Origin of the sequence: Streptomyces sp. SDr-06, assembly GCF_003324565.1 — a bacterium.
Taxonomy (GTDB): Bacteria; Actinomycetota; Actinomycetes; order Streptomycetales; family Streptomycetaceae; genus Streptomyces.
This window is the reverse complement of sequence record NZ_QOLA01000002.1, coordinates 35696-60905: the sequence shown is the minus strand read 5'-3', so window position 1 is coordinate 60905 and position 25210 is coordinate 35696. Positions and strand designations below refer to the sequence as shown.

Genomic DNA, 25210 nt, shown 5'->3' with positions numbered 1-25210 from the left:
GGCTCAGCCTCCTTCTGCGGCGTACGGCGGCGCCGAGGCGTACAGCGGGCGCAGTTCGCCGCGCAGGTAGAGCTCGCGCATGAGCGAGCGGCGGACCTTGCCGCTGGTGGTGCGGCGCACGGTGCCGGGGCGGACCAGGACCACGCCGCCGAGCGAGGCGCCGAACTCCTGGTGCAGGCAGCCGCGGACCCGCTCGGCGAGGTCGGCGAGCTGGCCGGGGCTCCAGCCGGCGCCGCGGATCTCCTGGATGGCGACGATCTCCTCGTGCTCGGCGGGCGTGGCCAGGACCACGGCCGAGCCGAACGGGGCGCCGGACTGGGCGAGTTGGCGCTCGGCCTCCTGCGGGTGCAGGGTGCGGCCGTCGACGAGGAGGGCGTCCTTGATGCGGCCGGTGAGGTAGAGCTCCCCGTCGCGCAGCGCGCCGAGGTCGCCGGTGCGCAGGAAGCCGTACTCGCCGGCGGCGGTGGCGTGGCCGAAGGCGGCGGCGGTCTCCAGGGGGCGGCGCCAGTAGCCGTCGGCGACGGCCTCGCCGCGCACCCAGATCTCGCCGACGGCCCCCTCGGGCAGCACGGCCGAGCTCTCCGGGTCGACGACGCGTACGGTGACGCCCCGCGCGGGTCCGCAGCCGGCCAGGGTGCGTACCGGGTGGCCGGGCACCGGTGGGCTCAGCTCGCCGCGCTCCAGGGCGTCGGCGGACACGGTGGCCGGCGCGGGCGGCACCCGGTCGGCGAGGCTGACCAGGAGGGTGGCCTCGGCGAGGCCGTACCCGGCGGCGAGCGCGCCCGGGCGCAGGCCCGCGGCGGCGAAGCGGTGGGCGAAGGCGGCGAGGGTGACGGCGGAGACCGGCTCGGAGGCGTTGACGGCGGTGGCGAGCGCGCTCAGGTCCAGGCCCGCGAGGTCCTCGTCGGTGGCTTCGGCCAGGCAGCGGGCGTACGCGGAGTCGGGCGCGGCGGTGACGGTGACGCGGTGCCGGGCCACCTCGCGCAGCCAGCTCAACGGGTCGGCGGCGAAGCGACGGCCGGGCATCAGGACGGCCGTGGCGCCGAGCCAGAGCGGGTGAAGCAGCTGGCCGATCAGGCCGAGGTCGTGGTGGAGCGGGAGCCAGCCGCCGATGCGGGCGTCCTGGTCGGTGCCGAGCGCGGTGCGCAGACTCTCCATCGTGGCAAGGAGGTTGGCGTGGGTGACCCGGACACCGCGCGGGGCGGCGGTGGACCCGGAGGTGTACTGGAGCAGCGCGAGGTCGGAGCCGTCGAGGGCGGGCGGCCGCCAGTCGGCGCCGTCGTCCGGCAGGCAGTCGACGGCCAGGCACACCACCGAGGAGCGTCCGGCGTCCGCGAGGCGCCGGGACAGTTCGGGGGCGTGCGCGGACTCGGTGAGCATGACGGCGGCGTCCGTCTCGGCGGCGATCGCGGCGGTGCGCTCGGCGGCGGCGCGCGAGCTGTCCGGCGGCGGCACCGGCACGGCGACGGCGCCCGCGTACAGGCAGCCCACGAGGGCGGCGACGGTGTGCGGGCCGCCGTCCATGGAGATCAGCACGGGCGCACCGGCCGCGCGGCGGCGCAGCAGCGCGGCCGCGACGGATCTGGCCCGTACGTCCAGGTCCTGGTAGGTGAGCCGGTCGGCGTCACCGTCACCGTCCAGGCGGAGCAGAGCGGTCCGTGCGGCTCGGTCGGCGAACCGCGCCGCCAGTGCCTGCGTGAAGCTCTTGGCTGGGGTCATCCTCTGCTCCCTGGTGCTCGGACGGATGGTTGGTCCTCCTACTCTCCGCTCGGCCCCTCGACCTGCACTCGAAGATCAACTGTTCTGGGCGGCGCCCCCGCTCACCTTCTGTGTCCGGGCGCCTCGTTCAGGAGGTCCTGCAGGAGCAGGAGTTCCTGGCGGGTGAGCGGGACGTCGGGGCGCAGCCGTTCGGGGTGGCCCGGGGGCGGGCCGTCCGCGTCGGTGCGCAGCATGAGGCGGAACCCGCTGTCGAGCGAGCGCAGCCGGGCCCTGTTCCCGTCGGCGGCGGTCAGATACATGTCAACACCGCCGTGGACCATGAGGGCTTCGCCCACCGGTCGCAGACAGCGGCCGATGAGGCGGCGCCATGTGCCCTTGCGGCGGCGGTCGGCGGAGCCGTCCGGGCCGTCCGGAACGTCGGGATTCTTCCGGCGGGCCATGTCAGAGAACACCTTCCGAGCTGGGGTGTCCGTTCGTGTTCACGTCACCTCTCCCTTCCCCCTGGCCACCGGACGGCGCCTGGGTGGAGGGAGGATGGGAGCGGCCACTTGAGCCGTGGTCGGGTTCTGGCTGAAAGGCGCGGGTGCGGAACCACACGTACCGGTCCTGAAACGGCATGTGCCGGATTGGTCTCGGCCCCGGGTGCCGGCCACGGCCTATTGCATAATCGCTAGGACGTGACCGGCGGATCCGATCGACCACCACGGGCAGCGTCTTGTGGCGCGTTCGGGGCAGGATCCGGCGGGCATGCCCTTGCAACCGACCCATGATCCAGCACAACGGGGGGCACCATGGTGCGCGTTCTGATTGCCGAAGACATGCATATGCTGCGCAAGGCATTGGTGTCGCTCATTGAACTGGAGTCCGATCTGGAAGTGGTCGCCGAGCTGTCGTCGGGCACGGACATCGTGCCGACCGCGATGGCGATGCGGCCGGATGTCGCCGTTCTCGACATCGACCTGCCCGGCACCGACGGCATCACCGCCGCCGCCGGGCTGCACACCTCGGTACCGGAGTGCCGCACGCTCATCCTGACCAGCCTGGGCAGACCCGGGAACCTGAGACGGGCGCTGGCCGCCCATGTCTCCGGTTTCCTCCCCAAGGACTCCGACCCCGACAGCCTCTGCGCCGCGATCCGCCAGGTGGCGGCGGGCGAGCGCGTCATCGACCCGCAACTGGCGCTGGCCACGCTGGACTCGGGCCCGTCCCCGCTCACCGATCGGGAGCAGGAGGTGCTCCAGCTGGCCTCCGAGGGCATGGAGGCCGGCCAGATCGCGTCCCGCCTCCACCTCTCGTCCGGCACCGTACGCAACTACCTGACGTCGGCCGTCAGCAAACTCAACGCGCGTAACCGGGTCGACGCGATCCGCATCGCCCGCGAGGCCGGCTGGCTGCACTCGGTCTGACGACCGGGTCCGGGGCTGCCGCATCAGCCCCGGCCGAAACGTTTCCGCAGGGCGTTCCGCCCTGACCCCGGGCCGCCCGGAGCTCGACCTCGGCCCTGAGCTCGAACCGGCCGTCGGGCCGCGGGCCCGCCGTGAGCCGCCCGTTGACCGCCTCGATCCGCGACGTCAGATTGCCGATCCCGCTGCCGCCGCCGAGCCGCGAGGCGAGAAAGGGGTCGCCCGGCCGACCCACCCCGTCGTTGACGAGGCTCAGCCGCACCGCGTCCGCCGTCCGCTCGGCGCTGATCTCGCACCACTTCGGCCTGCTGTGCCGCAGCATGTTCGTCAGACCCTCGCGCACCAGCGTGGCGAGCACGGTCTCCACATCATCGGGCAGCTCACCGCAGTCGAGCCGGACGGTGGCGTCGATGCCCACACCGCAGAGCACCGCCATGGCGTGCTCGGCCTCCGCGCTCAGGCACATCCGCCGGCTGCCGCCCGCCACCGTCCGCACATCGGCGAGCGCGTCCCGGACGATGCCGAGCACCTCGGTCAGCTCAAGCCGCGCCTGCTCCGGCCGGTCCGGCGCGAGCCGCCGTACCAGCTCGCACTTGAGCGTGATCGCGGACAGGCTGAAGCCGAGCAGATCGTGCAGGTCCCGGGCGAAGCGCAGCCGCTCGGTCGTCACCGCCAGGCGCGCGATCCGGGCGCGGGAGCGGTGGAGTTCGCAGGCCAGCTGGGCCATCCTGGTCAGCCCGAAGACGACCACGGCGCAGATCGGGGTGTACGCGGTCTCGTAGATCACGTCCTGCGCCGGGACCCCGACCGCGTACTGCGCGGCGTCGCTCGCCACGGTGACCAGGACCAGGACCGGCCAGCCCGCCACCGTCGGCAGCGCGAGCAGCGCCGACCCGGCGAGGAACCCGGGGATGCCCGCCCACGCCCTGCCGAACACCAGGAACGGCGCGAACTGGAGCAGCGCCTGCGCCCCCAGCGCCCCGTACCGCAGCCCACCCGTCCAGCGCGCCCCCCAGGCGAAGCGCCCGTGGAAGGACTCGGCGAGCTGGAGCGCGAGGCAGCCGAGCAGACAGAGTTCGACGGTGGGCAGCCCGCGCGCGTACGGCGCGTAGGACCAGCCTTCGGCCGAGTACGACAGGAAGTAGCCGACCAGGACGGCGAGGGTGATCGCGCCCGCGGCCCGGGGCATCAGGTCGGTGCTGCCGGGCCGCCCCGCCCTGCTCCGGTCGCCGGTGGCCCGGGCGCGCCGCCGCGGCCCCGCCGGCTCCGCGCTGGGCCGCAGCGGCACGACCGCCCGCAGCCGGAACCAGCCCCGGCCGTCGGCCCCATGGGTGAGGGTGCCGCCGAGTTCACGCAGACGGGAGTCGAGCGCGGCCAGCCCGGCCCCGGAGGCCGACGGTCCCGTCCGGCCGACGCCGTCGTTGCCGAGCACCAGCACGACGACACCGCCCCCGCACTCGGTGGTGATCACGCAGCGCTCGGCCCTGCTGTGCCGCAGCATGTTCGTCAGCCCCTCGCCGAGCACGGTGGCAAGGACGGTGTCCACGGAGGCGGGCAGGTCGCCGCAGCGGTGGCGCACGGTGGTGTCGATGCCCGCCGCCGAGAGCATCGCGACCGCCGCGTTCGCCTCGTCCGACAGGGACATCTGGCGGTAGCCGCGGCTGACGGAGCGCACATCGGCGAGCGCCTTGCGCGAGGTGCGCAGCGCCTCCCCCAGCTCCTCGTACGCCCTGGCGGGAGCGTCCGCGAGCAGCCGGTACGCCAGTTCGCACTTGAGGGAGACCGCCACGAGGCTGAGGCCGAGCACCTCGTGCAGGTCCCGCGCGAACCGTAACCGCTCGCCCGCGACGGCCAGCCGCGAGAGCTCCTCGCGCGAGCGGTGCAGCCGGTCGATCATGTCGGACATCCGCGAGAGCCCGACGACGACCAGCGGAATCAGCACCGCTTCGGCGCAGCCGTACACGAACTCCCCGGTGCCGAAGCCGAATCGGCAGAACAGCACGCACTGCGCCACGACCGCACAGGCGAACAGCGGCCGGCCGACCGCCGCCGGGAAGACCAGCACGCAGGAGGCGGTCAGGAACTCCGCCATCCCGCCCCACGCGGCCCCGAACACGCTGATCGGCGCGTACGCCAGCAGTCCGAGCAGCAGCCAGGTCGCGTACCGCAGGCGCCCGAGCCGCGGCAGGAATCCGGGGAAGGAGTGGGCCAGTTGGAGCCCCATGATCGCCACGAAGCCGAGCGCGGCGGCCGACCTGTGCCACACGGAGGGATGTTCGGCCCAGACGTGGCTGCCGTCGATGACGACGAAGCCGAGCAGCACCCCCGCGGTGATGGCGACCGCCGTACGCCGCGGCAGCACACCCCCGTCCCCCCACACCGGCTCCCCGTCGGTGCGGCCGCCCGCATCGGTCCCCAAGTCTCCCCCATGAGCTTGCTTGCCTCTTCGGTTGTGGCGGTGGCGCGGCGCGCGACCCGCGCGGCGCCCGGTGGCCCCCCTGCTCAGGCGGCGAGCAGTTCCACTTCCGCCGTCAGCTCGAACCAGCCGTCCGGCCGGGCCCCCGCCGCCAGCCGCCCGTTCACCGCGTTCACCCGCGTGGTCAGATTCCCGATCCCGCTGCCGCCGTCGACCTTCGAGTCGAGGCCCGGCGCGGCGCACCCGTCCACACCGTCGTTGACCAGCGTGAGCCGCACCCCGGCCGCGGTGCGCACCGCCGTGATCTCACAGTGGACGGCCTTGCTGTGCCGCAGCATGTTCGTCAGGCCCTCGCGCAGCATCGTCGCGAGCACCGTCTCGACATCCCCGGGCAGCTCACCGCAGTCCGTGTCCACGGTCGCCCGGATCCCCACCCCGGCCAGCATCGCGGTGGCGTTCTCCGCCTCCGCGGTCAGGCTCATCCGCTGCCGCCCCTCCGCCACCGTCCGCACATCGGCCAACGCCTGACGCGCGATCTGCAGCACCTCGGTCAACTCCTCCTGCGCCTGCACCGGCCTGCCCTGCGCCAACCGCCGCACCAACTCACACTTCAACGTGATCGCGGACAGGCTGAATCCGAGCAGATCGTGCAGATCCCGAGCGAACCGGAGACGCTCCGTCGTCACCGCCAGGCGGGCGATCTCCGTGCGGGACCAGTGCAGTTCGGACGCCAGCTGCGCCATGCGCGACAGGCCGAACACCACGAGGCCGCAGATGAGGGTGTAGCAGGTCGTGTAGATCAGGTCGGTGGTGGCCCCGCCCATCTGGTGAAGGGCGATGTCGCCGGCGACCGTCACCGCGACGGCCAGGGACCAGGCCGGGAACGTCGGCAGCACGAGCAGCGCCGCGCCGGCGACGAAGCCCGGCATGCCCAGCCAGGTCGGGCCGAAGAAGGCCCAGGGCACGGCCTGGAGCAGCACCAGCCCGGCGAGGGAGCCGTACCTCAGCAGGCCGGGACGGCCGGACCATCGGTTGAGCCGCCACTGGAAGGAGACCAGGAGCTGGAGGACGAGCGTGGCGAACATGCAGAGTTCCACCACCACGGCCTTGCCGAGCGGCGGCTCGTAGGACAGGGCGACCAGGGAGTACGCGAGGAAGTACCCCACCAGGACCGTGAACGCGATCGCCGAGGCGGCCCGGGGCACCAGGTCCCGGTGGCCCTGGGGCCGCGCCGCCGACGGCTCGGGCTCGTCCGCCTCCACGGCGGCCACGCGGTCCGCGCCCTGATCCGGTTCGGCCCGGTCGGGCACCGGCACGGTCGCCTGGAGACGGAACCAGCCCTGGCCGTCGCAGCCGTACTCGAGGGTGCCGCCGAGCTTCCGCACGCGGCTGTCGAGCGTCGCGAGTCCGCTGCCGGCGCCGCTCTTGGCGGGGCGCCCGCGCCCGATGCCGTCGTTGGCCAGAACCAGCATGGCGCCGGCCCCCGTCCGCTCGGCCCGGATCTCGCAGCTCTCGGCCTTGCTGTGCCGCAGCATGTTGGTCAGACCCTCGCGCAGCGCGGTGGCCAGCACGGTGTCGACCGCCGTCGGCAACGCACCGGCCTCGAATTTCAACGATGTACGGATACCGGCGGCGGACAGCATGGAGACGGCGGCATTGGCCTCGCCCGCCAGTGACATCTCGCGATATCCGCGGCTGACCGAACGCACATCGGCGAGCGCCTTGCGCGAGGTGCGCAGCACTTCGCCGAGTTCTTCCTGCGCCTTGGCGGGGGCGTCCGCGAGCAGCCGGTAGGCGAGCTCGCATTTGAGGGAGACGGCCGAGAGGCTGTATCCGAGGACGTCGTGCAGATCGCGGGCGAAGCGCAGGCGCTCTCCGGCGACGGCGAGGCGGGACAGTTCCTCACGGGAACGGTGCAGCTTGACGATCAGGTCGGACAGGCGGGAGAGCCCGATGATGATCAACGGGATCAGCGCGCCCTCGAGGACGTTGTAGGCCACCGTACTGGCGGGGTCCCCGCTGTACAGGTACCAACAGGTGAACACACCCACGCCGAAGAGCGGCCAGCCGATCGCCGCCGGGAACACCAGGACCGAGGAGGCGGTCAGGAATTCCGCCATCCCGCTCCACGCGGAGCCGAACAGATGGATCGGCACATAGGCCAGAACGGCTTGAAGGGACCAGGTCGCGTACCGGAAACGGTAGAGGTTCGGCAGGAGCTGCGGGAAGGAGTGGCACAGCTGCAAGCCCAGGATCGCGGCGAAACCGCACAGTGCGGCGACGCGTTCCCACAGGGGCGGATTCTCGGCCCAGACGAAAACGCCGTCGATCACGAAAAACCCCAGCAACGCAGCCGCGGTCACCGCTATCGCCTTACGGGGCGGAAGCTCCACGGTGCCGATGTCCGTGGATATCCTCCCGGACCTCTCGGCTACTTCTGCTTTCAACTGTCCCCCATGGTTTTCGGTGCCCGGTCAGAAGCACGTCTCCGGACCGGATCATAGGCAATCCGATGGCCGGACCTGTAGTGCTCAGCCGGTTCTCACAGTTGGGCCGCGCCCTTGAGATCGGGCGCGAAGAGCATCCCCGCGGCGACCGTGTAGGCGCGCGCCGCTCTGACGACGTTCTGCGGCAGCGGAGCGTCGAGCGATGGCCGGAAATCGCCGCTCCCTTCCCGGAGATGATCCAGCAGCCGCGACGCGTCGGGACCGTGCAGCTCGACGCGGTGGTCACAGCCCTCCCGCGCGAGCACCGGGTCGTCTCCCGGCCTGCGCAGCACCACGGCGTCGGGCACCCGGAACTCGGCCCCGGGTGCTGTGGACGGCGGGCGGAACGTGGCCCGCGGCGAAAGCGGGACGACGCTCAGGAGCGGCGAGGCACCGATCGCGAGGTGCCGCACGATCAGGTGCTGGAGGGGCTCCAGGGCATCCAGCAGCTCTCGCGACGCCTCGTTCCACTCCCGCTTCGGCACCTCGTACCCGGGGAAGCCCGGCACCACGTTGCCGAGGCTCACCGGGCCCAGCTGCATCCGGTGCAACGCCTCGCGCAGCAGCGGGCCCGGCCGCTCCAGGCGCAGTTCCCCCCAGGGCGTGCGCAGCACGGTGCTCTGGCCGAAGAGCACCATGACGTCCTCGCGCAGCGACCAGAACTCACCGAGTTCACGGGCCGCGAGGCGGTCGATACGCATGAGGGGGGTCCTTCCACCGGCAGGGTGTGGTTCGCGTGCGAGGTGCGAGGTCAACTGGTTCAGAGGAAGAGCGGGACCGGGTTGAGGTCCTCGTACCGGGTGGGCGCGACCAGTCTGCCGAGCCGCACCGGAACGTCGAAGAGGCGTCCGGGGGCGAAGCGCGCCCAGTGGGGTCTGAGTCCGGGCACCACCACCTTGACGACCGGCAGGCCGACATCGGGTCTGGTCTGGTCGAGGACGAGCAGTTCCATGCCCTTCCCGCGCAGCAGCTCCACGACCGTCTCGATGTCCTCGTACAGGTCGTCGCTGGGAGTGTAGGGGTGCGTTCCGGGCCCGGTCGGGGCGCAGTCGGCGGGGAGCAGGTAGGGGTGGCCCTCGACGGTGGCGGTGCGCAGCCACTCGCGGACGTCCGGGTCCTCGGCGGCCGCGCGGGAGACGCTGCCGTCGGGTGCCACCACGTGCGGCATCATCTGGTTCAGCTCGGTCAGGGCGCGACGGAGCGCGATCGCGGGGTCGAAGTGGGCGCCGAAGCCGAACATGATGTCTTGCCGCTGCCCAGGTTCGGCATGCGCAATCCTCGACAGTGCGGCCATGACGGGGATGCCGAGGTCGGCGGTGAGGTCGAGGACCCACACCTCACGCCCCAACGAGGCGTGCACGCGCTGGAGTTCGGCGATCCACGGGTCGTCGAAGGCGTCGAGGTCCACCGCGGGGTGGCGGGTGCGGTTGTACCACCACAGCGCCAGCGCGTCCCGCTCGACGAGTTCGAGGAAACCTTGGAGCACGGCGTCCTCCACCGTCCCCCCGGCGGCCGTGCCGTTCGAGGTGGCCAGGCAGGAGAACGCGCCGGGCGCCTGGGGCACCCCGTAGTAGAGCAGCGCGGTCGGGAGCAGCTTGTGCCGCTGCTCGGTCACCGACCACAGCGGGGTCCAGTCGGTAGGTCTCTCCTCGTCGAAGGGGTCGGCGACGTACTGGAAGGGGCCGTGCGCCTCGTTCCACTCGGCGCGGCCGGCGTACTGCCGCTCGTCGTAGAGCTGGACCATGTCGGGGTGGAGGGCGTCGGCGGCCAGTTCGCGGTAGCTGCCGCGGACCGTCGCCTCACCGCCCTCGAAGTGGCCGGAGTGGCGTTCGAGGGCCTCGGCGAGAGCGCTGACCCTGGCCTGGATCTCGGTGGCGCCCTTGCCGCCGCAGGAGGCGCGCAGGCCGCCGCGTATCGCACCCAGGCCCTGGGTTCCGGCGGCCGGGTTGAGGCCGGCCGAGAAGGAGTTGAAGAACTCGGGGCCGCATGCGTTGCGGACGATGCCGCGCACCAGGCCGGTGACCGGGTCCACCAAGTGACCGAAACGGTCGAGGAGTTGCTGGGGCGTGAGGCTGCGGTGGCCGTTCCCGCCGGTGTCCCGCTTGATGCGTGAGCGCAGCACGACCGGCGTCCGCACCTGCGCGGCGGTCATCGCGGGCTCGCCGCAGCTCGGGCACTGCGGGCGGCGCACGACGGGATGGAGCTCCCCGGCGAGGGTGAGCCCGTCGAGCGTGCGCAGCGCCTGCTGGCCCGCGTCCCGGTAACCCGCCAGCCACTTGGCGGCTTCCAGCCCCGCCAGCTGGAGGGCGGCGAGCCGGGCGGCGGGCAGCGTGCACGAAGGGCGGGGTATCGGTCCCGAGCGGCCCAGCATGCGCTGGACGTGGGCCTCCACCGGGCGGCTGCGCCACAGGCGCTCGGCCAGACAGGCCCAGCAGGGTCCGTCCTCGTCCCCGAAGAAGGGGCCGATCCACATCTCGGTGCCCTCGGTCTTCACCGGCAGCCAGCGTCGGCCCGAAGCGCGGAACTCCGCGTCGACGACGGCGAGTTCGGGGTCGAGGTAGTCGTCGCAGAGGACGAGGGTGAGGTCGGCGCGGGCCTCGCCGGTGGTGTCGAGTCCGGCGGCGGCGAGGGCCGCGGACAGCTCGCCCTCGTCCGCGCTGCCGACCGACACGACACGGACCACACCCTGCGCGAGGGTGGTCGCCGCCCGGTTGCCGTCCAGTCCCGCCGCTTCCCAGTACGCCTGCTCGGCCGCCTCCCGCGGCGACACCCGGCGCTCGCGGCCGCAGAGCAGCCCGGCGCCGGTCAGCCGCGACACCAGCCGGGCCGCCTGCCCAGAGGGCAGGGCATCCGCCGCGTCCTGGGCGATGCGCTCCAGGGGGCGGGTGCCGTCGAGGAGGGGGGCGAGGCGGGCGATCTGCTCGCCGTGCAGTGCGGTCACCCGCTGGTCGGAGATCAGGTACACCGCTTCACCGGGCACCTGCTCGACCCGCAGGTGCGGCTTGAACCCGAGGAGCGGGGCGGCGGTCCGGACGGCCCCCATCAGACGGTGCGCCGGGCGGTCTCGGCGGCGATGGAGACCGGGGTCTGGGCGACACCGGAACCCCAGGTCCCGGCGGGAGCCTGGCTGAAGGCCGCCTGCCGGCCGAACTCCTCGATCACGAGGTCATCAAGGACGGACACTGAGAGGCCGACGTTCGCGTTCATGGTTCTTCCCCCTGGCAGACAGCTGACGGAGGCTGGGGGACCTGACCCCCTAGCCGTCGGTACTCGACTCCTGGTCGGGCCGACGTCCAGAACTCTGCCGGGTCGGCCGGATCCGCCCCAGTGCCGCGGTCACGGGATGCACATGAAACTTTCATACCCCTTCCCAGGACACTCACATGCCGGGTTCAGGAGCCCGGCACTGCCCTGAACGGGGCGTGGATGACAGCTTTTGAGGGTGCTTGGAGCCGGGTCCGAAACCATCGGGTCATCCGGCAGATCCGACCCCGGAGGAATCCCATGGAGATCAAGGTTCTCGGTCCGCTCATGGCCGAGTCGGGCGGCACGTCGGTCGTCCCGAGCGCCGGCAAGCCCCGGCAGATACTGGCGCTGCTGTCGGTGTACGCGAACCAGGTCATGCCCGTTCCGACGCTGATGGAGGAGATCTGGGGGGCGGACATGCCCCGCAGCGCGCTGACCACCCTGCAGACGTACATCCTCCAGCTGCGCCGGCTGATCGCGGGTGCGCTCGGCCCGGACAGCCCGTACACCGCCCGTGAGGTGCTCGCCACCCGGCACGGCGGCTACCTCCTGGAGGTCACGCCGGGTTCGGTGGACGTGCACGAGTACGACCGCCTGGTGGCGACCGGACGCGGCGCCGCCGAGCGCGGTGACGACGAGAGCGCGGCCGCGCTCTACCGCGAGGCGCTCGGCATGTGGCGCGGTCCGGCCCTGGTGGACGTGCGGCTCGGCCCGCTCCTGGAGATCGAGCTCGTCCGCCTGGAGGAGAGCCGGCTCGGTGTTCTGGAGCAGCGGATCGACTCCGACCTGCGGCTCGGCCGGCACATGCAACTGCTGGCGGAACTCACCTCCCTGACGGCCCGTCACCCGCTGCACGAGGGCCTGCACGCCCAGTGCATGGTGGCGCTGTACCGGTCCGGCCGGCAGTGGCAGGCCCTGGACGTGTTCCAGAACCTGCGGCGGGGGCTCGCCGACGAGCTGGGGCTCGACCCCTCGGCGCGGCTCCAGCAGCTGCACCGCGCGGTCCTCGCCGGTGACCCGGCGCTGGACTCGCACCAGGCCGGGCGCCGCCCGGTGCTCGACCTCTTCGCCGCCTGAGCGGCGCACGGGCGGCCTGGACCGCCCGGCAGCAACGCGTCCGGACCCCGCCCTCTCCCCCCACAGGGCGGGGTCCGACGCGTGCGCGGCTCGATCCGCCCTCCAGTGGGCGCCCGCACAGTGCCCCCGACCGTCGCCAACGACCTTGGGGGTTTTCACCTTGCGAGTCATCGATCTGTCCTCGCCCGTGGACGCGGCCGGCTGGGAGCCGGACCCGATCATCCACAAGATCATGACGCCCGCCGAGGGCGCCGCACACATGGCGGCGGAGATGAAGGAGCACTTCGGGCTCGACTTCGATCCGGCCGACCTGCCCGGGGGCGAACTGCTCTCCCTGGACACGCTCACCCTGACCAGCCACACCGGCACCCACGTGGACGCGCCCTCGCACTACGGCTCGGTCGGCGACTACGGGCGGCCGCGGCACATCGACGAGATGCCGCTCGACTGGTTCCTGCGCCCGGCCGTCGTGCTCGACGTGAGCGACGTCGGCATCGGCGCCATCGGGGTCGAGCGCATCGAGAAGCAGATCGCCGAGATCGGGTACACCCCGCAGCCGCTCGACATCGTCATGCTGCACACCGGAGCTTCACAACACGCGGGCACCCCACGCTACTTCACCGACTTCGCCGGTCTCGACGGCGCCGCCACCGACTTCCTGCTCGACCTCGGCGTACGCGTCATCGGCACCGACGCGTGGAGCCTGGACGCCCCCTTCGGGCACATGATCCGCACCTTCCAGGAGACCGGCGACAAGTCGGTGCTCTGGCCGGCCCACTTCGCCGGCCGGCGCCGCGAGTACTGCCAGGTCGAGCGGCTCGCGCAGCTCGACACCCTGCCCACGCACGGCTTCCGGGTGTCCTGCTTCCCCGTGAAGATCGCCGGAGCGGGGGCGGGCTGGACCCGGGCCGTCGCCCTGATCGACGCATGAGATCCGGGAGCGCCACACGGGAGGACCGGGAGGACACCGTGACGCCCTGGCTGTTCTGCTTCCACCACGCGGGGGCCGGGATCTCCTCCTTCGCCAAGTGGCAGCGGATCCTCGGCGACACGGCCGAGGTGGTGCCGGTGCTGCTGCCGGGCCGGGGCCCGCGCGCCAAGGAGGCCCGGATCACCGACGCCACCGAACTCATGAATGAACTGCGGGAGTTGATCACCCCGCTGCTCGACCGCCCCTACCTCCTGTACGGGCACAGCCTCGGCGGTCTGGTCGCGCACGCGCTGACGCGGACCCTGGAGGACGACGGGCTGCTGCCGCCGGCCCGTCTGGTGATCGGCGCCGTACCGCCGCCGCACCTGCGCAACACGCTGCTGCGCGGGGCCCGGCTGCCCGACCACGAACTCATCGACCTGCTGGTCGACCTGGAGGCCGCGCCGCCCGAGGCCGCGGGCCGGGACCGCTCGCTGTGGCAGCGCCAGGTGATCCCGGCGCTCCGCGACGACCTCAGGCTGGGCGAGGCGCTCTGCCAGGTCAACGCGGACAAGGCGGTCGGCACCCCGCTGATGGCGCTGGCCGGCCGCGACGACCCCATCGCACCGCTGTGGGAGGTGGCCGAGTGGGCCGACTACTCGGTGACCCGCTTCCGGCTCCAGACCCTGCCCGGCGACCACTTCTTCGTACGCGAGCGCGGGGTGCCCGAGCTGCTGCGCGAGGTGGCCCTGGAGCTGCGGGAATCGCTCAAGGGGGAGTACGGCGGCGAGTCGAGCGGGCGTCAAGAGGGCGGGACGAGACTCCTTCCGACAGCGGATCTGACAGCGGACCTATCAGAGAGGTGACGCAGCCGTGCTGCACATTCCCGGGGCGCACCCCCACGCCAGGACCAACGAGGGGGACAGGTGAGCCGACGCGTAGTCATCACCGGAATCGGTGTGGTCGCCCCCGGGGGCGTCGGCACCAAGGAGTACTGGTCCCTGCTGACCGCGGGACGCACCGCGACCAGGGCCGTCTCGCTCTTCGACGCCTCGGCCTTCCGGTCGAGGATCGCCGCCGAGGTCGACTTCGACCCGGTCGCCCAGGGGCTGACCGAGGAACAGGCCGCACGTCTCGACAGGGCCGCCCAGTTCGCGCTGGTCGGCGCCCGTGAGGCGGTCTCCGACAGCGGCCTCGACATGACGGGCGTCGACCCGTTCCGCACCGGCGTCACCATCGGCAGCGCCGTCGGCGCGACCACCGGGCTCGACTACGAGTACGCGGCGGTCAGCAACAACGGCGCCGAGTGGCTGGTCGACCACGAGCGGGCCGTGCCGCACCTGTACGACTACTTCGTGCCCAGCTCGTTCGCGGCCGAGGTGGCCTGGGAGTTCGGCGCGCAGGGCCCCACCGCCGTGGTCTCCACCGGCTGCACCTCGGGTCTCGACTCGGTCGGCCACGCCGTCGAGCTGATCCGCGAGGGCAGCGCCGACGTCATGATCGCCGGTGCCACCGAGGCGCCCATCTCGCCGATCTCCGTCGCCTGCTTCGACGCCATCAAGGCGACGTCGAACCGCAACGACGAGCCGGAGACCGCCTCGCGGCCCTTCGACAAGTCCCGCAACGGCTTCGTGCTCGGCGAGGGCAGCGCGGTGTTCGTGCTGGAGGAGTACGAGCAGGCCGTGGCGCGCGGCGCGCACATCTACGCCGAGATCGCCGGGTTCGCCTCCCGCTCCAACGCGTACAACATGACGGGTCTGCGGGCCGACGGCGCGGAGATGGCCGAGGCGATCGGAGCCGCGCTCCAGGAGGCCGGCATCCCCGGCACCGACATCGACTACATCAACGCGCACGGCTCGGGCACGCTCCAGAACGACCGCCACGAGACGGCCGCGTTCAAGAAGAGCCTCGGCGACCACGCGTACGCGACGCCCGTCTCCTCCATCAAGTCGATGATCGGGCACTCGCTCGGCGCGATCGGCTCCCTGGAGATCGCCGCGTCCGCGCTGGCCATCGAGCACGGCATGGTGCCGCCGACCGCGAACCTGCACGAGGCCGACCCCAAGTGCGACCTCGACTACACCCCGATCCACGCCCGCGAGCGCGACATCAACACGGTGCTCAGCGTGGGCAGCGGCTTCGGCGGTTTCCAGAGCGCGATCGTGCTCACCAAGCCCGAGCGGAGGAAGACGGCATGACGAGCGAGCTGCTCGAACGTACGGCGGTGCGCTCCGCCACCGCGGTGTTCACCGGCATCGGCGTCACCGCCCCCAACGGCCTCGGTACGCGGGCCTGGTGGGAGGCGACCGTGGCGGGCGAGAGCGGCATCCGCCCGGTCTCCCGCTTCGACGCCTCCGGCTACCCGGCCACCCTCGCGGGCGAGGTGCCCGGCTTCGACGCCGAGGAGCACATCCCGAGCCGGCTGCTCCCGCAGACCGACCACATGACCCGGCTCGCCCTGACCGCGGCCAAGGAGGCCCTGGAGGACTCCGGCGCCGACCCGGCCGAGATGCCGCAGTACTCGGCCGGCGCGGTCACCGCGGCCTCCGCGGGCGGCTTCGAGTTCGGCCAGCGCGAGCTCCAGGCGCTGTGGAGCAAGGGCGGCCAGTACGTCTCCGCCTACCAGTCGTACGCCTGGTTCTACGCCGTCAACACCGGCCAGATCTCCATCCGGCACGGGCTGCGCGGACCCAGCGGCGTCCTGGTCACCGAGCAGGCGGGCGGCCTCGACGCGGTCGCCCAGGCCCGGCGCCAGCTGCGCAAGGGCAGCAAGCTCATCGTCACCGGCGGCGTGGACGGCGCGGTCTGCCCCTGGGGCTGGACCGCGCAGCTCGCCGGCGGGCGGATGAGCCCGGTCGCCGACCCGGCACGCGCGTTCCTGCCCTTCGACAGCGAGGCCAGCGGATACGTCGCCGGTGAGGGCGGCGCCATCCTCGTCCTGGAGGACGCCGAGGCGGCCCGCGAGCGCGGCGCCCGGATCTACGGACAGCTCTCGGGTTACGCGGCCACCTTCGACCCGGCGCCGGGTCGCGGCGGCGAGCCGGGCCTGCGCCGCGCCGCCGAACTCGCCCTCGCCGAGGCCGGGTTGAGCGCGTCGGACGTGGACGTCGTCTTCGCCGACGCGTCCGGGGTGCCGGAGCTCGACCGCCAGGAGGAAGCGGCCCTCACCGCGCTGTTCGGCCCCCGCGGAGTGCCCGTGACGGCCCCCAAGACCATGACGGGCCGGCTGTCGGCCGGTGGCGCCTCGCTCGACCTGGCGGCGGCGCTGCTCTCCATCCGGGACGCGGTGATCCCGCCGACCGTCAACGTCACATCGCCGGTCGCGGCCGACGCGCTCGACCTGGTCACCGAGGCCCGGCGCGGCCCGGTCCGCACCGCACTCGTACTGGCGCGCGGGACCGGCGGCTTCAACGCCGCGGCCGTCGTGACCGCGGCCCACTGAACTCCACTGTTTTCATTCGGGATTGAGAGAGGCGAGCTTCATGAATCTCAAGGAACTGACCACGCTGCTGCGCGAGTGCGCCGGTGTCGGCGAGGGCATCGACCTGGACGGTGACGTCCTGGACGTGCCGTTCGACGACCTGGGCTACGACTCCCTCGCGATCCTCCAGGTCACGGGGGTCATCGAGCGGGACTACCAGATCCAGCTGTCCGACGACACGGTGGCGGAGGCGTCCACGCCCCGCCTGCTGCTGGAGTTCATCAACGAGTGCCTGACGACCGCGACGGCCGCGGCGTAACTCTTCCGCCGCGCCCCCAGGGCCGCCGCCCCCTCCCGGGACGGCGGCCCTCGCCATACCCCCTGGGCCGACGCCCCAGCCCCTGCTCAGGGGCTCCGCCCCCGAACCCCCGATCGCGCCTCAAGGGCGCTCGTCCTCAATCGCCGGACGGGCTAAAGATGCCGTGCAGGCCAGCACCGGACCCCCAGGGGCGCGGGGAACTGCGCGACAAGCGACCACGGTCCGCAGGATCGAGAGGGTTGAGGGGCGCGGGGAACTGCGCAGAACACGCCCCCGCCGCGCATGCGAAAGTGCCCGCACGCCGGGGGATTCGCGTGCGGGCACTTGTCTCGGGGTGCCGGGGCAGGCCCAGGCAGCGGGGCCGGGGCGGGCCCAGGGAGCGGGCCGGGGTGGCCCCGGGCGAGGGTCAGATCAGGTCGTCCCGGGTGATCTGACGGTCCTCGATCTGCCAGGCACCACCCACCCGCACGATCCGGTCCTCACACAGCGTGCTCGCCTTGATCTCGGGGCGCCCGCCGCGCGGGGTCTCGATGACCAGGGCGTAGCAGCGCGCGTTGACGACGTCGCCGTCGACCGACTCGACCGAGACCATGCCCAGCCAGTGGCGGCGCTGGACGCCGGCCTTGGCGTACGCCTCGGTGGCCGCGGCCGCGGCGGCGGTGATGGCCTCGCGGCCGACCGCCGGCACGGGCTGCGCGTTGGCGGCGAACACACCGTCGGTGGTGAAGGTGTGGGCCCACTCCTCGACCTTGCCGTCGTCGAGCAGATGCATCTGCTGCGCGTAGAACTGCTGGATCTCCGTGTACAGCCCGGCGGTGGTGGCGGCCTGCGGCAGCTCGGTGACGCTCATGGGGGTCCTCTCCTCCTGGATCTTCCTGCCTCCGCAGCCTGGCGGCCCCCGCTCGAACGCCGCTGGGGGCCCGGTCGGGGCGCCGAGGTCCAGCCCCGCTCGATACCCGTTCGAGTGGCCCTGGGCACGTTGGCCCCCGTACACCCACTCATCCGAGGAGATTCGTATGACTCAGCCCCAGGACACCAGCGAGCGCCGGGTCGCGCTCATCACCGGCGGGACCAGCGGGATCGGTCTCGCGTCGGCGCGGGCGCTGGGCCGGGCCGGTCTCGCGGTGTTCGTCTGCGCGCGCGGCTCCGAGTCCGTCGAGCTCACCGTGAAGGAGCTCCGCGAGGAGGGCCTTGAGGTGTCGGGCACCACCGCCGACGTCCGCAGCGCCGACTCCGTCAAGGCGCTCGTGGCGGCCGCCGTAGCCACGTACGGCCGGGTCGACGTCGTGGTCAACAACGCCGGCCGCAGCGGCGGCGGCGTGACCGCCGACGTGTCGGACGAGGTGTGGGACGACGTCATCGACACCAACCTGAACAGCGTGTTCCGGGTCACCCGCGAGGTGCTCAACGTCGGCGGCATGCGCGAGCGCGGCTGGGGCCGGATCATCAACATCGCCTCCACCGCGGGCAAGCAGGGTGTGGTGCTCGGCGCCCCGTACTCCGCGTCCAAGCACGGCGTGGTCGGCTTCACCAAGGCGCTCGGCAACGAGCTCGCCCCGACCGGCATCACCGTGAACGCGGTCTGCCCCGGCTACGTCGAGACGCCGATGGCGCAGCGCGTGCGGCAGGGCTACGCCCAGGCGTACGACACCTCCGAGGACGCGATCATGGCCAAGTTCACCGCGAAGATCCCGCTGGGCCGCTACTCCACCCCGGAGGAGGTCGCCGGTCTCGTCGGCTACCTGGCCACCGACACGGCCGCCTCCATCACCGCGCAGGCCCTCAACGTCTGCGGCGGTCTCGGCAACTTCTGACCCCGAGGCGCCGGCCGGCGCCGACGACGAGCCCGACGGCTCCCCTCAACTCCCCGACCACCGAAGGAATTTCCCGTGTCCGTGACCGGAACGAAGCACCACACCCTCCACAGCGTCGCCGTCGCCGCCCCCGCCGAGGTCGTGTACGGGATCGTCGCCGATGTCAGCAAGTGGCCGCAGTACTTCGGCCCCAACGTGCACGTCGAGCACCTGGAGCAGGACGACCGCTCCGAGCGCATCCACATCTGGGCGACCGCCAACGGCGCCGTCAAGAACTGGATCTCGCGCCGCACCTTCGACCCGGAGCGCCTGCGGGTCGACTTCCGCCAGGAGGTCTCCACGCCGCCGGTGGCCGGCATGGGCGGCGCCTGGGTGGTCTCGCCCGTGGACGCCGACACCTCGCTGCTCGAACTCCACCACGACTTCGAGGCCGTCGACGACGCCCCCGACGCGGTGGACTGGATCAACCAGGCCGTGGACCGCAACAGCGCGGCCGAGCTCGACAACATCAAGGAACTCGCCGAGCAGCACGCCCGGTTGGGCGACCTGGTCTTCACCTTCGACGACACCGTCCACATGAAGGCGGACGCCGCGGACGTCTTCGACTTCCTGAACCGGGCCGACCTGTGGCCCGAGCGGCTGCCGCACGTGGCGCGCCTGGATCTGACCGAGGACGAGCCCGGTGTGCAGGTCATGGCGATGGACACCAGCACCGCCGACGGTTCGGTCCACACCACCGAGTCGATCCGCGTGGTCTTCGCGCCGGACCGCATCGTCTACAAGCAGACCACCGTGCCCGGTCTCATGACCGCCCACACCGGCCGCTGGACCATCGTCGAGGTCGAGGGCGGGGTCGACGTGACGTCCCGGCACACCGTCACGCTGCGGACCGACACGATCGAGAAGTACCTCGGCGAGGGCAAGACCGTCGCCGACGCCCGTGCCTACGTGCACCGCGCGCTGTCCACCAACTCCACCAACACCCTGAAGCTGGCCCGCGGTTACGCGGAGGCGCTCCGTGACTGACACCCTGCCCGAGGTGCCGGACCGGCTGGACCAGCTGCTGTCCCGGGCGGCCGCCGCGCACCCCGCGCGCCGGGCCGTGGTCACCGACGACTTCACGATGGACTACGCCGCCTTCGACGCACGGGTCACCGCCGTCGCCGCCGGGCTCCGGGCGCTCGCCCCCGAGCCCACGGTGGTGGCGGTCGGCACCGTGCTGCACCCGGACGTCGCCGTCGCGTACTACGCGGCGGTACGGGCCGGGCACACCGTGGCGGTGGTCAACCCGCTGCTGCGCGAGGACGACCTGCTGCACGTGCTCGGTCTCGGCGGGGCCTCGGTGGTCCTGCTCGACCCGGTCCTGAACGCCCGCCTGGAGAACGTCCGCGACCGGCTGCCCCGGCTGCGCGAGGTCGTGCTGATCGGCGCCGGCACGGACGGCCTGAACGTCCTCGCCTCCGACCGACCCCTCGCCGCCCACGCCAAGGGGCCCGGGGACACCGCGGCCCTCCAGTTCACCAGCGGCACCACCGGTCGCCCCAAGGCGGTCCGGCTCAGCCACCGCAACGTGACCGTCAACGCGGCGCAGATCGCGCGGGCACACCGCCTTGACGGCGACACGGTCAGCCTCAACCACCTGCCCACCTACCACCCGATGCACCTCAACTCGGCCATCGCTGCCGGTGCGACGCAGGTGCTCTGTGCCGCGCCGGAGCCGTACGCCGCGCTGATGACCGCCAACCGGCACCGGGCCACCATCCTCTACAGCCTGCCGGTGCGGCTCGCCCGGCTCGCGGCCGACCCGGACCTCGACTCCGTCTCGATGACGACGGTGCGGCGGATCGCCTCGGGCGGCTCGGGCCTGCCGGTGCCGGCCGCCCGGCGCCTGTCCAAGCGGTTCGGCGTGCCGGTCTTCCAGGGGTACGGCCTCGCCGAGACCTCGCCGCTGACGCACAGCGACGACCCCGACCACCCGGTGCACGGCTCGGTCGGCACCCCGGTCGCCGGAACCGAGTGCCGCGTGGTGGACATCGACTCGCGCGCGGTGCTCGCGCCGGGCTCCGTCGGCGAGGTGCAGCTGCGCGGCCCGCAGGTGATGCAGGGGTACGCGGGCGGGCCCGACGGCACCGGCCTGGAGCCGGACGGCTGGCTGAGCACCGGGGACGTCGGCCGGGTCGACGAGGACGGCCGGCTGTTCCTGGTGGACCGGCTCAAGGACGTCTTCAAGTGCGACAACTTCCTCGTCGCGCCCTCGGACGTGGAGCGCGTGCTGCGCCGCGACCCGCGGGTCGCCGATGTCGTCGTGGTCGAGCTCGCCGACGTCGAGCACGGCGCGGTCGCGGGCGCCCTGGTGGTGCTCGCCGGAGCCCACCCGGACGACCTCGCGGACGTCGTCGCCCGGGCCAACGACGCCCTGCCGTACTACCAGCACGTCCGGGACGCAAGGACGCTCGACGCGATCCCGCGCACGGGCAACGGAAAGATCCAACGCCGCGTATTGGCCGAGCAGTTGACCGGCCGCCAACCCGTCGCGAGCTGAACCGGAGAGGCGCCACATGTCCTTCACCGTCATCAACACGTTCACGCTGCTCGACCCGGCGGGGGCCGCGGAGTTCGAGGCGCGCTTCCTGGCCCATGTGGAGTGGATGCGCGCGCAGCCGGGCTTCTCGGCCCACCAGGCGGTCCGCTCGTCCGACCGGCCCGAGGTGTACGTCAACCTCGGCTGGTGGGAGCGGCCCGAGGACTTCCAGAAGGTCCTCGCGAGCGCCACGTTCCAGGAGCACGCCGAGGAGTTCCACACGATCGTCTCCGTGGAGGCCGATCCCTCGATGGGGGTCGTGCGCTTCGACGGCGTCGCGGGTGAGCCCGGCGACGTCCTGTTCGTGGACTTCTTCGCCGTCGAGGGCGACCAGGACGCCTTCGTGGCGGCCTACCGCGCCCACGCCCAGGCGGCCGCGGCCCTCGACGGGTTCGTCACCGCCGACCTCGCCAAGTCGCTGTTCGCCCGTCCGGGCGGCTTCACCGCGCTCACCCGCTGGCGCACCGCGGAGGCCGCGCTGGCCGCGACCGGGCTGCCCGAGTACGCGGCCCTGGCCGCGCTCGCCGAGGTGCGCACCGTGCCCGCCGCCCCCGTCGCGGGCGATCGCGCCGAACTCGCCCAGGCCGGGGCCTGACGGCTCCGGAGGCGGGCCCAGCCCAGTTACAGAAGGGATTCACCATGGAGTACCGCCGTCTCGGTGCCTCGGGGCCGGTGGTCAGCCGGGTCGCGTTCGGGAACTCGCTGACCGCGGGCAACCAGCTGGACGACCGGGCCGCCTCCGCCTGTGTGCGGGCCGCGCTCGACGCGGGCATCACCACGTTCGACACCGCCGACGCGTACGCCGAGGGCCGGGCCGAGGAACACCTCGGCCGGGCCCTCGCGGGCGTCGACCGGGACGCCGTCGTGATCTGCACCAAGGTGGGCAGGGGCGGCGGGCCGGGACCGGGCGCGCTGTCCCGCGCGAGGATCGCCGCGTCCCTGGACGCCTCGCTGCGCCGGCTCGGCACCGGGCACATCGACCTGTACCAGGCCCACCTGTACGACGACTCGACGCCGCTCGAAGAGACGATGGGCGCCTTCGCGGACGCCGTGGCCGCGGGCAAGATCCGCTACGTCGGCGTCTCGGAGTGGGCCGCCGACGAGATCGAGCGGGCCGCCGCGCTCGCCCGCGACCTCGGCATCGAGCTGGTCTCCAACCAGCCGCAGTACTCGATGCTGTGGCGGGTCATCGAGGCCGAGGTCGTCCCGGCCTGCGCGCCGCTCGGCATCGGGCAGATGGTCTGGTCGCCGCTGGCCGGCGGCGTACTCACCGGGAAGTACCAGCCGGGGCGGCAGGCGCCCGCGGGGTCCCGGGCGGTGGCCGCCAAGGGCGGCGACGTCTCGATCCAGCGCTACCGCTTCCTGTCGGACGAGGTCCTCACCGCGGTCGGCCGCGTCGCCGAGCTGGCCGCCGAGACCGGTCTGACGATGCCTCAACTCGCCCTGGCCTGGGTGCTGCGCAACGCCCAGGTCGCCACGGCCGTCATCGGCGCCTCCGCGCCGGAGCAGATCGGCCGCAACCTCGCGGCCACCGAGGCCGTGCTGGACCCGGAGCTGCTCGCCCGCGTCGACGCCGCGCTCGGATCCGTCGTCGTCACCGACCCGGGGCTGACGCTGAGCCGCATGCTCCGGGCGAAGGCCGCCGCCACCCCCTCCCCCGCCACCCTCTGAGAGGTACTGCTGTGAGCACTTCCACGACCGACAGGGAGATCCACCGGACCCGTGCCGGCATCGACATCGACGCCTCGGCGGACACCGTCTACCGGGCCCTGACCGATGTGGCCGACTGGCCGCTGCTCTACCCCTGGATCGCGCACACCGAGGTCCTGTCCCAGGTGGGGCAGGACGACGAGGTGAAGTTCTGGGCGGTGCGCCCGGGCCCCGAGGGCGGCCTGCGCATCTGGACCTCACGGCGCACCCTGGACCCGGTGGCACTGCGCATGGACTTCGCGCAGCAGGGCTCGGTGGGCCCGATCAAGGAGCTGGGCGGCACCTGGGACTTCCTGCCCCGTCCCGACGGCGGCTGCCGGGTGGTGTCCGGGCACTGGTTCACCACCGACGCCGACCCGGCGGAGACGGCCGGTGAGCTCGACCGGCACGGCGGGCTCCAGATGCGCACCCTCAAGTCCAAGACGGAGCGGCCCGGTTCGCTGACGTCCGACGTGATCCGCGTGGAGGACAGTGCGGTCCTGCCCGGTTCGGTGGCCTCCGTGCACGCCCGGCTCCTGGACGCGCTGCCCTGGCGCGACAGCGACGAGAGCGCCTGGTTCGGCACCCAGAACGACGTTCCGACGGTGCAGATCGAGCACGGCGGGCACACCCTCGTGCAGAAGCCGCTCACGCCGCCCGGCACGGCCGAGCTCTACCGGCGCCGCTGGCGGCTGGTGGAGGCACCCGGCGGGGTCCTGGTGACGGCGGACGTGCTGGCGGTGGCGTCCATCGGCCGCGACCGCGTCCTGGAGCTGGCCACCACCGATGTGCGCGCCGCCCTCGCGCTGGCCGGGCAGCGATGACCGCGGCCGCCGAGGAGGTCCGCGCGGGGGCCCGCGCCGACGAGGAGCACCGCAGCGACGTGTGCGTCGTCGGGGCGGGCCCCGCCGGTCTGACCCTCGCCCTGCTGCTCCTGAAGTCCGGCCTGCGGGTGACGGTGGTGGAGCGGTCGCGCTCGCACCAGCGGGAGTTCCGCGGCGAGATCCTCCAGCCGGGTGCGATGACGGTCCTGGACCGGCTCGGCGTGCTCGCCGGGGCCCGCGAGCGGGGCTGCCACGAACACGACCGCTTCCGGCTCGTGGAGCAGGACCGGGTGCTGCTCGACATCGACTACCGCGCGCTGCCCGCCCCGTACGACCATCTGCTGTCCATCCCCCAGTCCCATCTGCTGACCGAACTCCTGCTGCACTGCGCCCGGTTCGCCGGTTTCGAGTACGTCGACGGCTGCCGCGTCAACGCGCTGCTGCGCGACGAGCGGGGCCGGATCACGGGGGCCGCCGCCGACGGGCACGTCTTCCACAGCAAGGTCGTGGTCGGCGCCGACGGGCGGTTCTCCAAGGTGCGCCGGCTCGCCGGGATCGAGGCGGGCCGCACCGAGGCCTTCGACCAGGACGTGCTCTGGTTCAAGCTGACCCGGCACGAGCCCCAGGCGGCCCATGACGTACGGGTGTTCAGGAGCGCGGGCACCAGCCCGGTGCTGGCGTACGGGTCCTGGCCCGACCGGATCCAGGTCGGCTGGACGCTGCCGCACGGCGGGTACAAGAACGTCGTCGCCGAGGGCCTCGACCACGTCAAGGCCCAGCTGTCCAAGGCGGTCCCGGCGTACGCGGATCTGATCGCCGAGCAGATCACCTCGCTGCGCGACCTCAGTCTGCTGGACGTGTTCTCGGGGCGCGCCGAGCGCTGGGCCGCCGACGGCCTGGTCCTGATGGGCGACGCCGCGCACACCCACAGCCCGATCGGGGCCCAGGGCATCAACCTGTCGGTGCAGGACGCGGTGGTCCTGCATCCGCTGCTCGTCGAGTCGGTGGGCCGCGGGGACGCGAGCGCGGCGTTCCTGTCCCGGTTCGAGGAGCGCCGGGCGCCCGACATCGCCACGATGATGCGGCTCCAGGGCATGCAGTCCAAGGCGATGCTGTCGACCGGCACCTTCGCCACGCGGGTGCGGCCGAAGCTGGCGGCCGTCGTCAAGCACACCCCCGTCTACCGCAAGGTGCTGCGCACCATCGCGTTCGGCAACCCGTCGATCGAGGTGGCCGAGGGGCTCTTCACCACCGGCCGATAGGTGTTCGACGCGAAAGGCGGGCCGGGTCTTGCGACCCGGCCCG

General features: G+C 72.7%; 22 protein-coding genes. 14 read left to right on the top strand and 8 right to left on the bottom strand.

The window, feature by feature from the left end; genetic code table 11:
• Window positions 1-3: 3 nt before the first annotated feature.
• Window positions 4-1719, bottom strand: coding sequence for an AMP-binding protein (locus tag DT019_RS04645; protein ID WP_114035355.1), 1716 nt, complete (start codon window positions 1717-1719; stop codon window positions 4-6).
• Between the two features lie 101 nt (window positions 1720-1820).
• Entirely contained in the window at window positions 1821-2159 is a 339-nt protein-coding gene (locus tag DT019_RS04640; RefSeq protein ID WP_114035354.1) for a DUF6059 family protein, read from the bottom strand.
• Between the two features lie 351 nt (window positions 2160-2510).
• Here DT019_RS04640 and DT019_RS04635 point away from each other — a divergent pair, with 351 nt between their 5' ends.
• Window positions 2511-3125, top strand: a complete 615-nt coding sequence (locus DT019_RS04635) for a DNA-binding response regulator (RefSeq protein WP_114035353.1) — start codon at window positions 2511-2513, stop codon at window positions 3123-3125.
• Here DT019_RS04635 and DT019_RS04630 read toward each other — a convergent pair.
• The 5 genes from DT019_RS04630 to DT019_RS39405 form a co-directional block, all read right to left on the bottom strand.
• Window positions 3058-5541, bottom strand: coding sequence for a sensor histidine kinase (locus DT019_RS04630; RefSeq protein ID WP_114035352.1), 2484 nt, complete (start codon window positions 5539-5541; stop codon window positions 3058-3060). The genes DT019_RS04635 and DT019_RS04630 overlap by 68 nt on opposite strands.
• Before the next feature lie 83 nt (window positions 5542-5624).
• Window positions 5625-7871, bottom strand: a complete 2247-nt coding sequence (locus tag DT019_RS04625) for a sensor histidine kinase (protein ID WP_147267273.1) — start codon at window positions 7869-7871, stop codon at window positions 5625-5627.
• Window positions 7872-8080: 209 nt separating this feature from the next.
• On the bottom strand, window positions 8081-8725 hold the full coding sequence (locus tag DT019_RS04620) for a hypothetical protein (RefSeq protein WP_114035350.1): 645 nt from the start codon (window positions 8723-8725) through the stop codon (window positions 8081-8083).
• 59 nt (window positions 8726-8784) lie between these two features.
• A complete protein-coding gene (locus DT019_RS04615) occupies window positions 8785-11067 on the bottom strand; it encodes a TOMM precursor leader peptide-binding protein (protein WP_114035349.1) in 2283 nt (760 codons plus the stop codon).
• Complete coding sequence (locus DT019_RS39405) at window positions 11067-11231, bottom strand: hypothetical protein (RefSeq protein WP_189389173.1); 165 nt, start codon at window positions 11229-11231, stop codon at window positions 11067-11069. The genes DT019_RS04615 and DT019_RS39405 overlap by 1 nt, the downstream gene beginning before the upstream one ends.
• Window positions 11232-11528: 297 nt before the next feature.
• Between DT019_RS39405 and DT019_RS04610 the strand changes: the two genes are divergently transcribed.
• The 6 genes from DT019_RS04610 to DT019_RS04585 all read left to right on the top strand — a co-directional run bounded on the left by DT019_RS04610 (window position 11529) and on the right by DT019_RS04585 (window position 16997).
• Window positions 11529-12347, top strand: a complete 819-nt coding sequence (locus DT019_RS04610; protein WP_114035348.1) for an AfsR/SARP family transcriptional regulator — start codon at window positions 11529-11531, stop codon at window positions 12345-12347.
• Between the two features lie 160 nt (window positions 12348-12507).
• The gene (locus DT019_RS04605; RefSeq protein ID WP_114035347.1) at window positions 12508-13278 is read left to right on the top strand and encodes a cyclase family protein; all 771 of its coding nucleotides are present in this window, start codon (window positions 12508-12510) and stop codon (window positions 13276-13278) included.
• Complete coding sequence (locus DT019_RS04600; RefSeq protein WP_114035346.1) at window positions 13275-14123, top strand: thioesterase II family protein; 849 nt, start codon at window positions 13275-13277, stop codon at window positions 14121-14123. The genes DT019_RS04605 and DT019_RS04600 overlap by 4 nt, the downstream gene beginning before the upstream one ends.
• A 60-nt stretch (window positions 14124-14183) precedes the next feature.
• Window positions 14184-15455, top strand: a complete 1272-nt coding sequence (locus tag DT019_RS04595; protein ID WP_114035345.1) for a beta-ketoacyl-[acyl-carrier-protein] synthase family protein — start codon at window positions 14184-14186, stop codon at window positions 15453-15455.
• The gene (locus tag DT019_RS04590) at window positions 15452-16699 is read left to right on the top strand and encodes a ketosynthase chain-length factor (RefSeq protein WP_114035344.1); all 1248 of its coding nucleotides are present in this window, start codon (window positions 15452-15454) and stop codon (window positions 16697-16699) included. Before DT019_RS04595 ends, DT019_RS04590 begins: the two co-directional genes overlap by 4 nt.
• 40 nt (window positions 16700-16739) lie before the next feature.
• Window positions 16740-16997 carry an acyl carrier protein gene (locus tag DT019_RS04585; RefSeq protein WP_114035343.1) on the top strand — a complete coding sequence of 86 codons (258 nt, stop codon included), beginning with the start codon at window positions 16740-16742 and terminating at the stop codon, window positions 16995-16997.
• 406 nt (window positions 16998-17403) lie between these two features.
• Here DT019_RS04585 and DT019_RS04580 read toward each other — a convergent pair whose 3' ends face one another.
• The gene (locus DT019_RS04580; protein WP_114035342.1) at window positions 17404-17847 is read right to left on the bottom strand and encodes a nuclear transport factor 2 family protein; all 444 of its coding nucleotides are present in this window, start codon (window positions 17845-17847) and stop codon (window positions 17404-17406) included.
• 166 nt (window positions 17848-18013) lie between these two features.
• Here DT019_RS04580 and fabG point away from each other — a divergent pair, with 166 nt between their 5' ends.
• The 7 genes from fabG to DT019_RS04545 all read left to right on the top strand — a co-directional run bounded on the left by fabG (window position 18014) and on the right by DT019_RS04545 (window position 25167).
• Window positions 18014-18811 (top strand): 3-oxoacyl-ACP reductase FabG, encoded by a 798-nt coding sequence (fabG, locus tag DT019_RS04575; RefSeq protein WP_114035341.1) that lies wholly within the window; start codon window positions 18014-18016, stop codon window positions 18809-18811.
• A gap of 75 nt (window positions 18812-18886) precedes the next feature.
• A complete protein-coding gene (locus tag DT019_RS04570; protein ID WP_114035340.1) occupies window positions 18887-19837 on the top strand; it encodes an aromatase/cyclase in 951 nt (316 codons plus the stop codon).
• On the top strand, window positions 19830-21353 hold the full coding sequence (locus DT019_RS04565; RefSeq protein ID WP_223279300.1) for a class I adenylate-forming enzyme family protein: 1524 nt from the start codon (window positions 19830-19832) through the stop codon (window positions 21351-21353). The genes DT019_RS04570 and DT019_RS04565 overlap by 8 nt, the downstream gene beginning before the upstream one ends.
• Before the next feature lie 16 nt (window positions 21354-21369).
• On the top strand, window positions 21370-21987 hold the full coding sequence (locus DT019_RS04560; RefSeq protein ID WP_114035339.1) for an antibiotic biosynthesis monooxygenase family protein: 618 nt from the start codon (window positions 21370-21372) through the stop codon (window positions 21985-21987).
• 44 nt (window positions 21988-22031) lie between these two features.
• On the top strand, window positions 22032-23063 hold the full coding sequence (locus DT019_RS04555; protein ID WP_114035338.1) for an aldo/keto reductase: 1032 nt from the start codon (window positions 22032-22034) through the stop codon (window positions 23061-23063).
• Window positions 23064-23074: 11 nt separating this feature from the next.
• Entirely contained in the window at window positions 23075-23905 is an 831-nt protein-coding gene (locus tag DT019_RS04550; protein ID WP_189389170.1) for an aromatase/cyclase, read from the top strand.
• Complete coding sequence (locus DT019_RS04545) at window positions 23902-25167, top strand: FAD-dependent oxidoreductase (protein ID WP_114035337.1); 1266 nt, start codon at window positions 23902-23904, stop codon at window positions 25165-25167. The genes DT019_RS04550 and DT019_RS04545 overlap by 4 nt, the downstream gene beginning before the upstream one ends.
• Window positions 25168-25210 lie beyond the last annotated feature (43 nt).

Excerpts from the sequence above, each read along its gene's own strand:
- DT019_RS04585 (WP_114035343.1), top strand. The coding sequence starts at position 16,740 with ATGAATCTCAAGGAACTGACCACGCTGCTGCGCGAGTGCGCCGGTGTC.
- DT019_RS39405 (WP_189389173.1), bottom strand. The coding sequence starts at position 11,231 with ATGAACGCGAACGTCGGCCTCTCAGTGTCCGTCCTTGATGACCTCGTG.
- DT019_RS04635 (WP_114035353.1), top strand. The coding sequence starts at position 2,511 with ATGGTGCGCGTTCTGATTGCCGAAGACATGCATATGCTGCGCAAGGCA.
- DT019_RS04590 (WP_114035344.1), top strand. The coding sequence starts at position 15,452 with ATGACGAGCGAGCTGCTCGAACGTACGGCGGTGCGCTCCGCCACCGCG.
- DT019_RS04620 (WP_114035350.1), bottom strand. The coding sequence starts at position 8,725 with ATGCGTATCGACCGCCTCGCGGCCCGTGAACTCGGTGAGTTCTGGTCG.
- DT019_RS04555 (WP_114035338.1), top strand. The coding sequence starts at position 22,032 with ATGGAGTACCGCCGTCTCGGTGCCTCGGGGCCGGTGGTCAGCCGGGTC.
- DT019_RS04645 (WP_114035355.1), bottom strand. The coding sequence starts at position 1,719 with ATGACCCCAGCCAAGAGCTTCACGCAGGCACTGGCGGCGCGGTTCGCC.
- DT019_RS04545 (WP_114035337.1), top strand. The coding sequence starts at position 23,902 with ATGACCGCGGCCGCCGAGGAGGTCCGCGCGGGGGCCCGCGCCGACGAG.
- fabG (WP_114035341.1), top strand. The coding sequence starts at position 18,014 with ATGACTCAGCCCCAGGACACCAGCGAGCGCCGGGTCGCGCTCATCACC.
- DT019_RS04610 (WP_114035348.1), top strand. The coding sequence starts at position 11,529 with ATGGAGATCAAGGTTCTCGGTCCGCTCATGGCCGAGTCGGGCGGCACG.
- DT019_RS04560 (WP_114035339.1), top strand. The coding sequence starts at position 21,370 with ATGTCCTTCACCGTCATCAACACGTTCACGCTGCTCGACCCGGCGGGG.
- DT019_RS04615 (WP_114035349.1), bottom strand. The coding sequence starts at position 11,067 with ATGGGGGCCGTCCGGACCGCCGCCCCGCTCCTCGGGTTCAAGCCGCAC.
- DT019_RS04580 (WP_114035342.1), bottom strand. The coding sequence starts at position 17,847 with ATGAGCGTCACCGAGCTGCCGCAGGCCGCCACCACCGCCGGGCTGTAC.
- DT019_RS04600 (WP_114035346.1), top strand. The coding sequence starts at position 13,275 with ATGAGATCCGGGAGCGCCACACGGGAGGACCGGGAGGACACCGTGACG.
- DT019_RS04640 (WP_114035354.1), bottom strand. The coding sequence starts at position 2,159 with ATGGCCCGCCGGAAGAATCCCGACGTTCCGGACGGCCCGGACGGCTCC.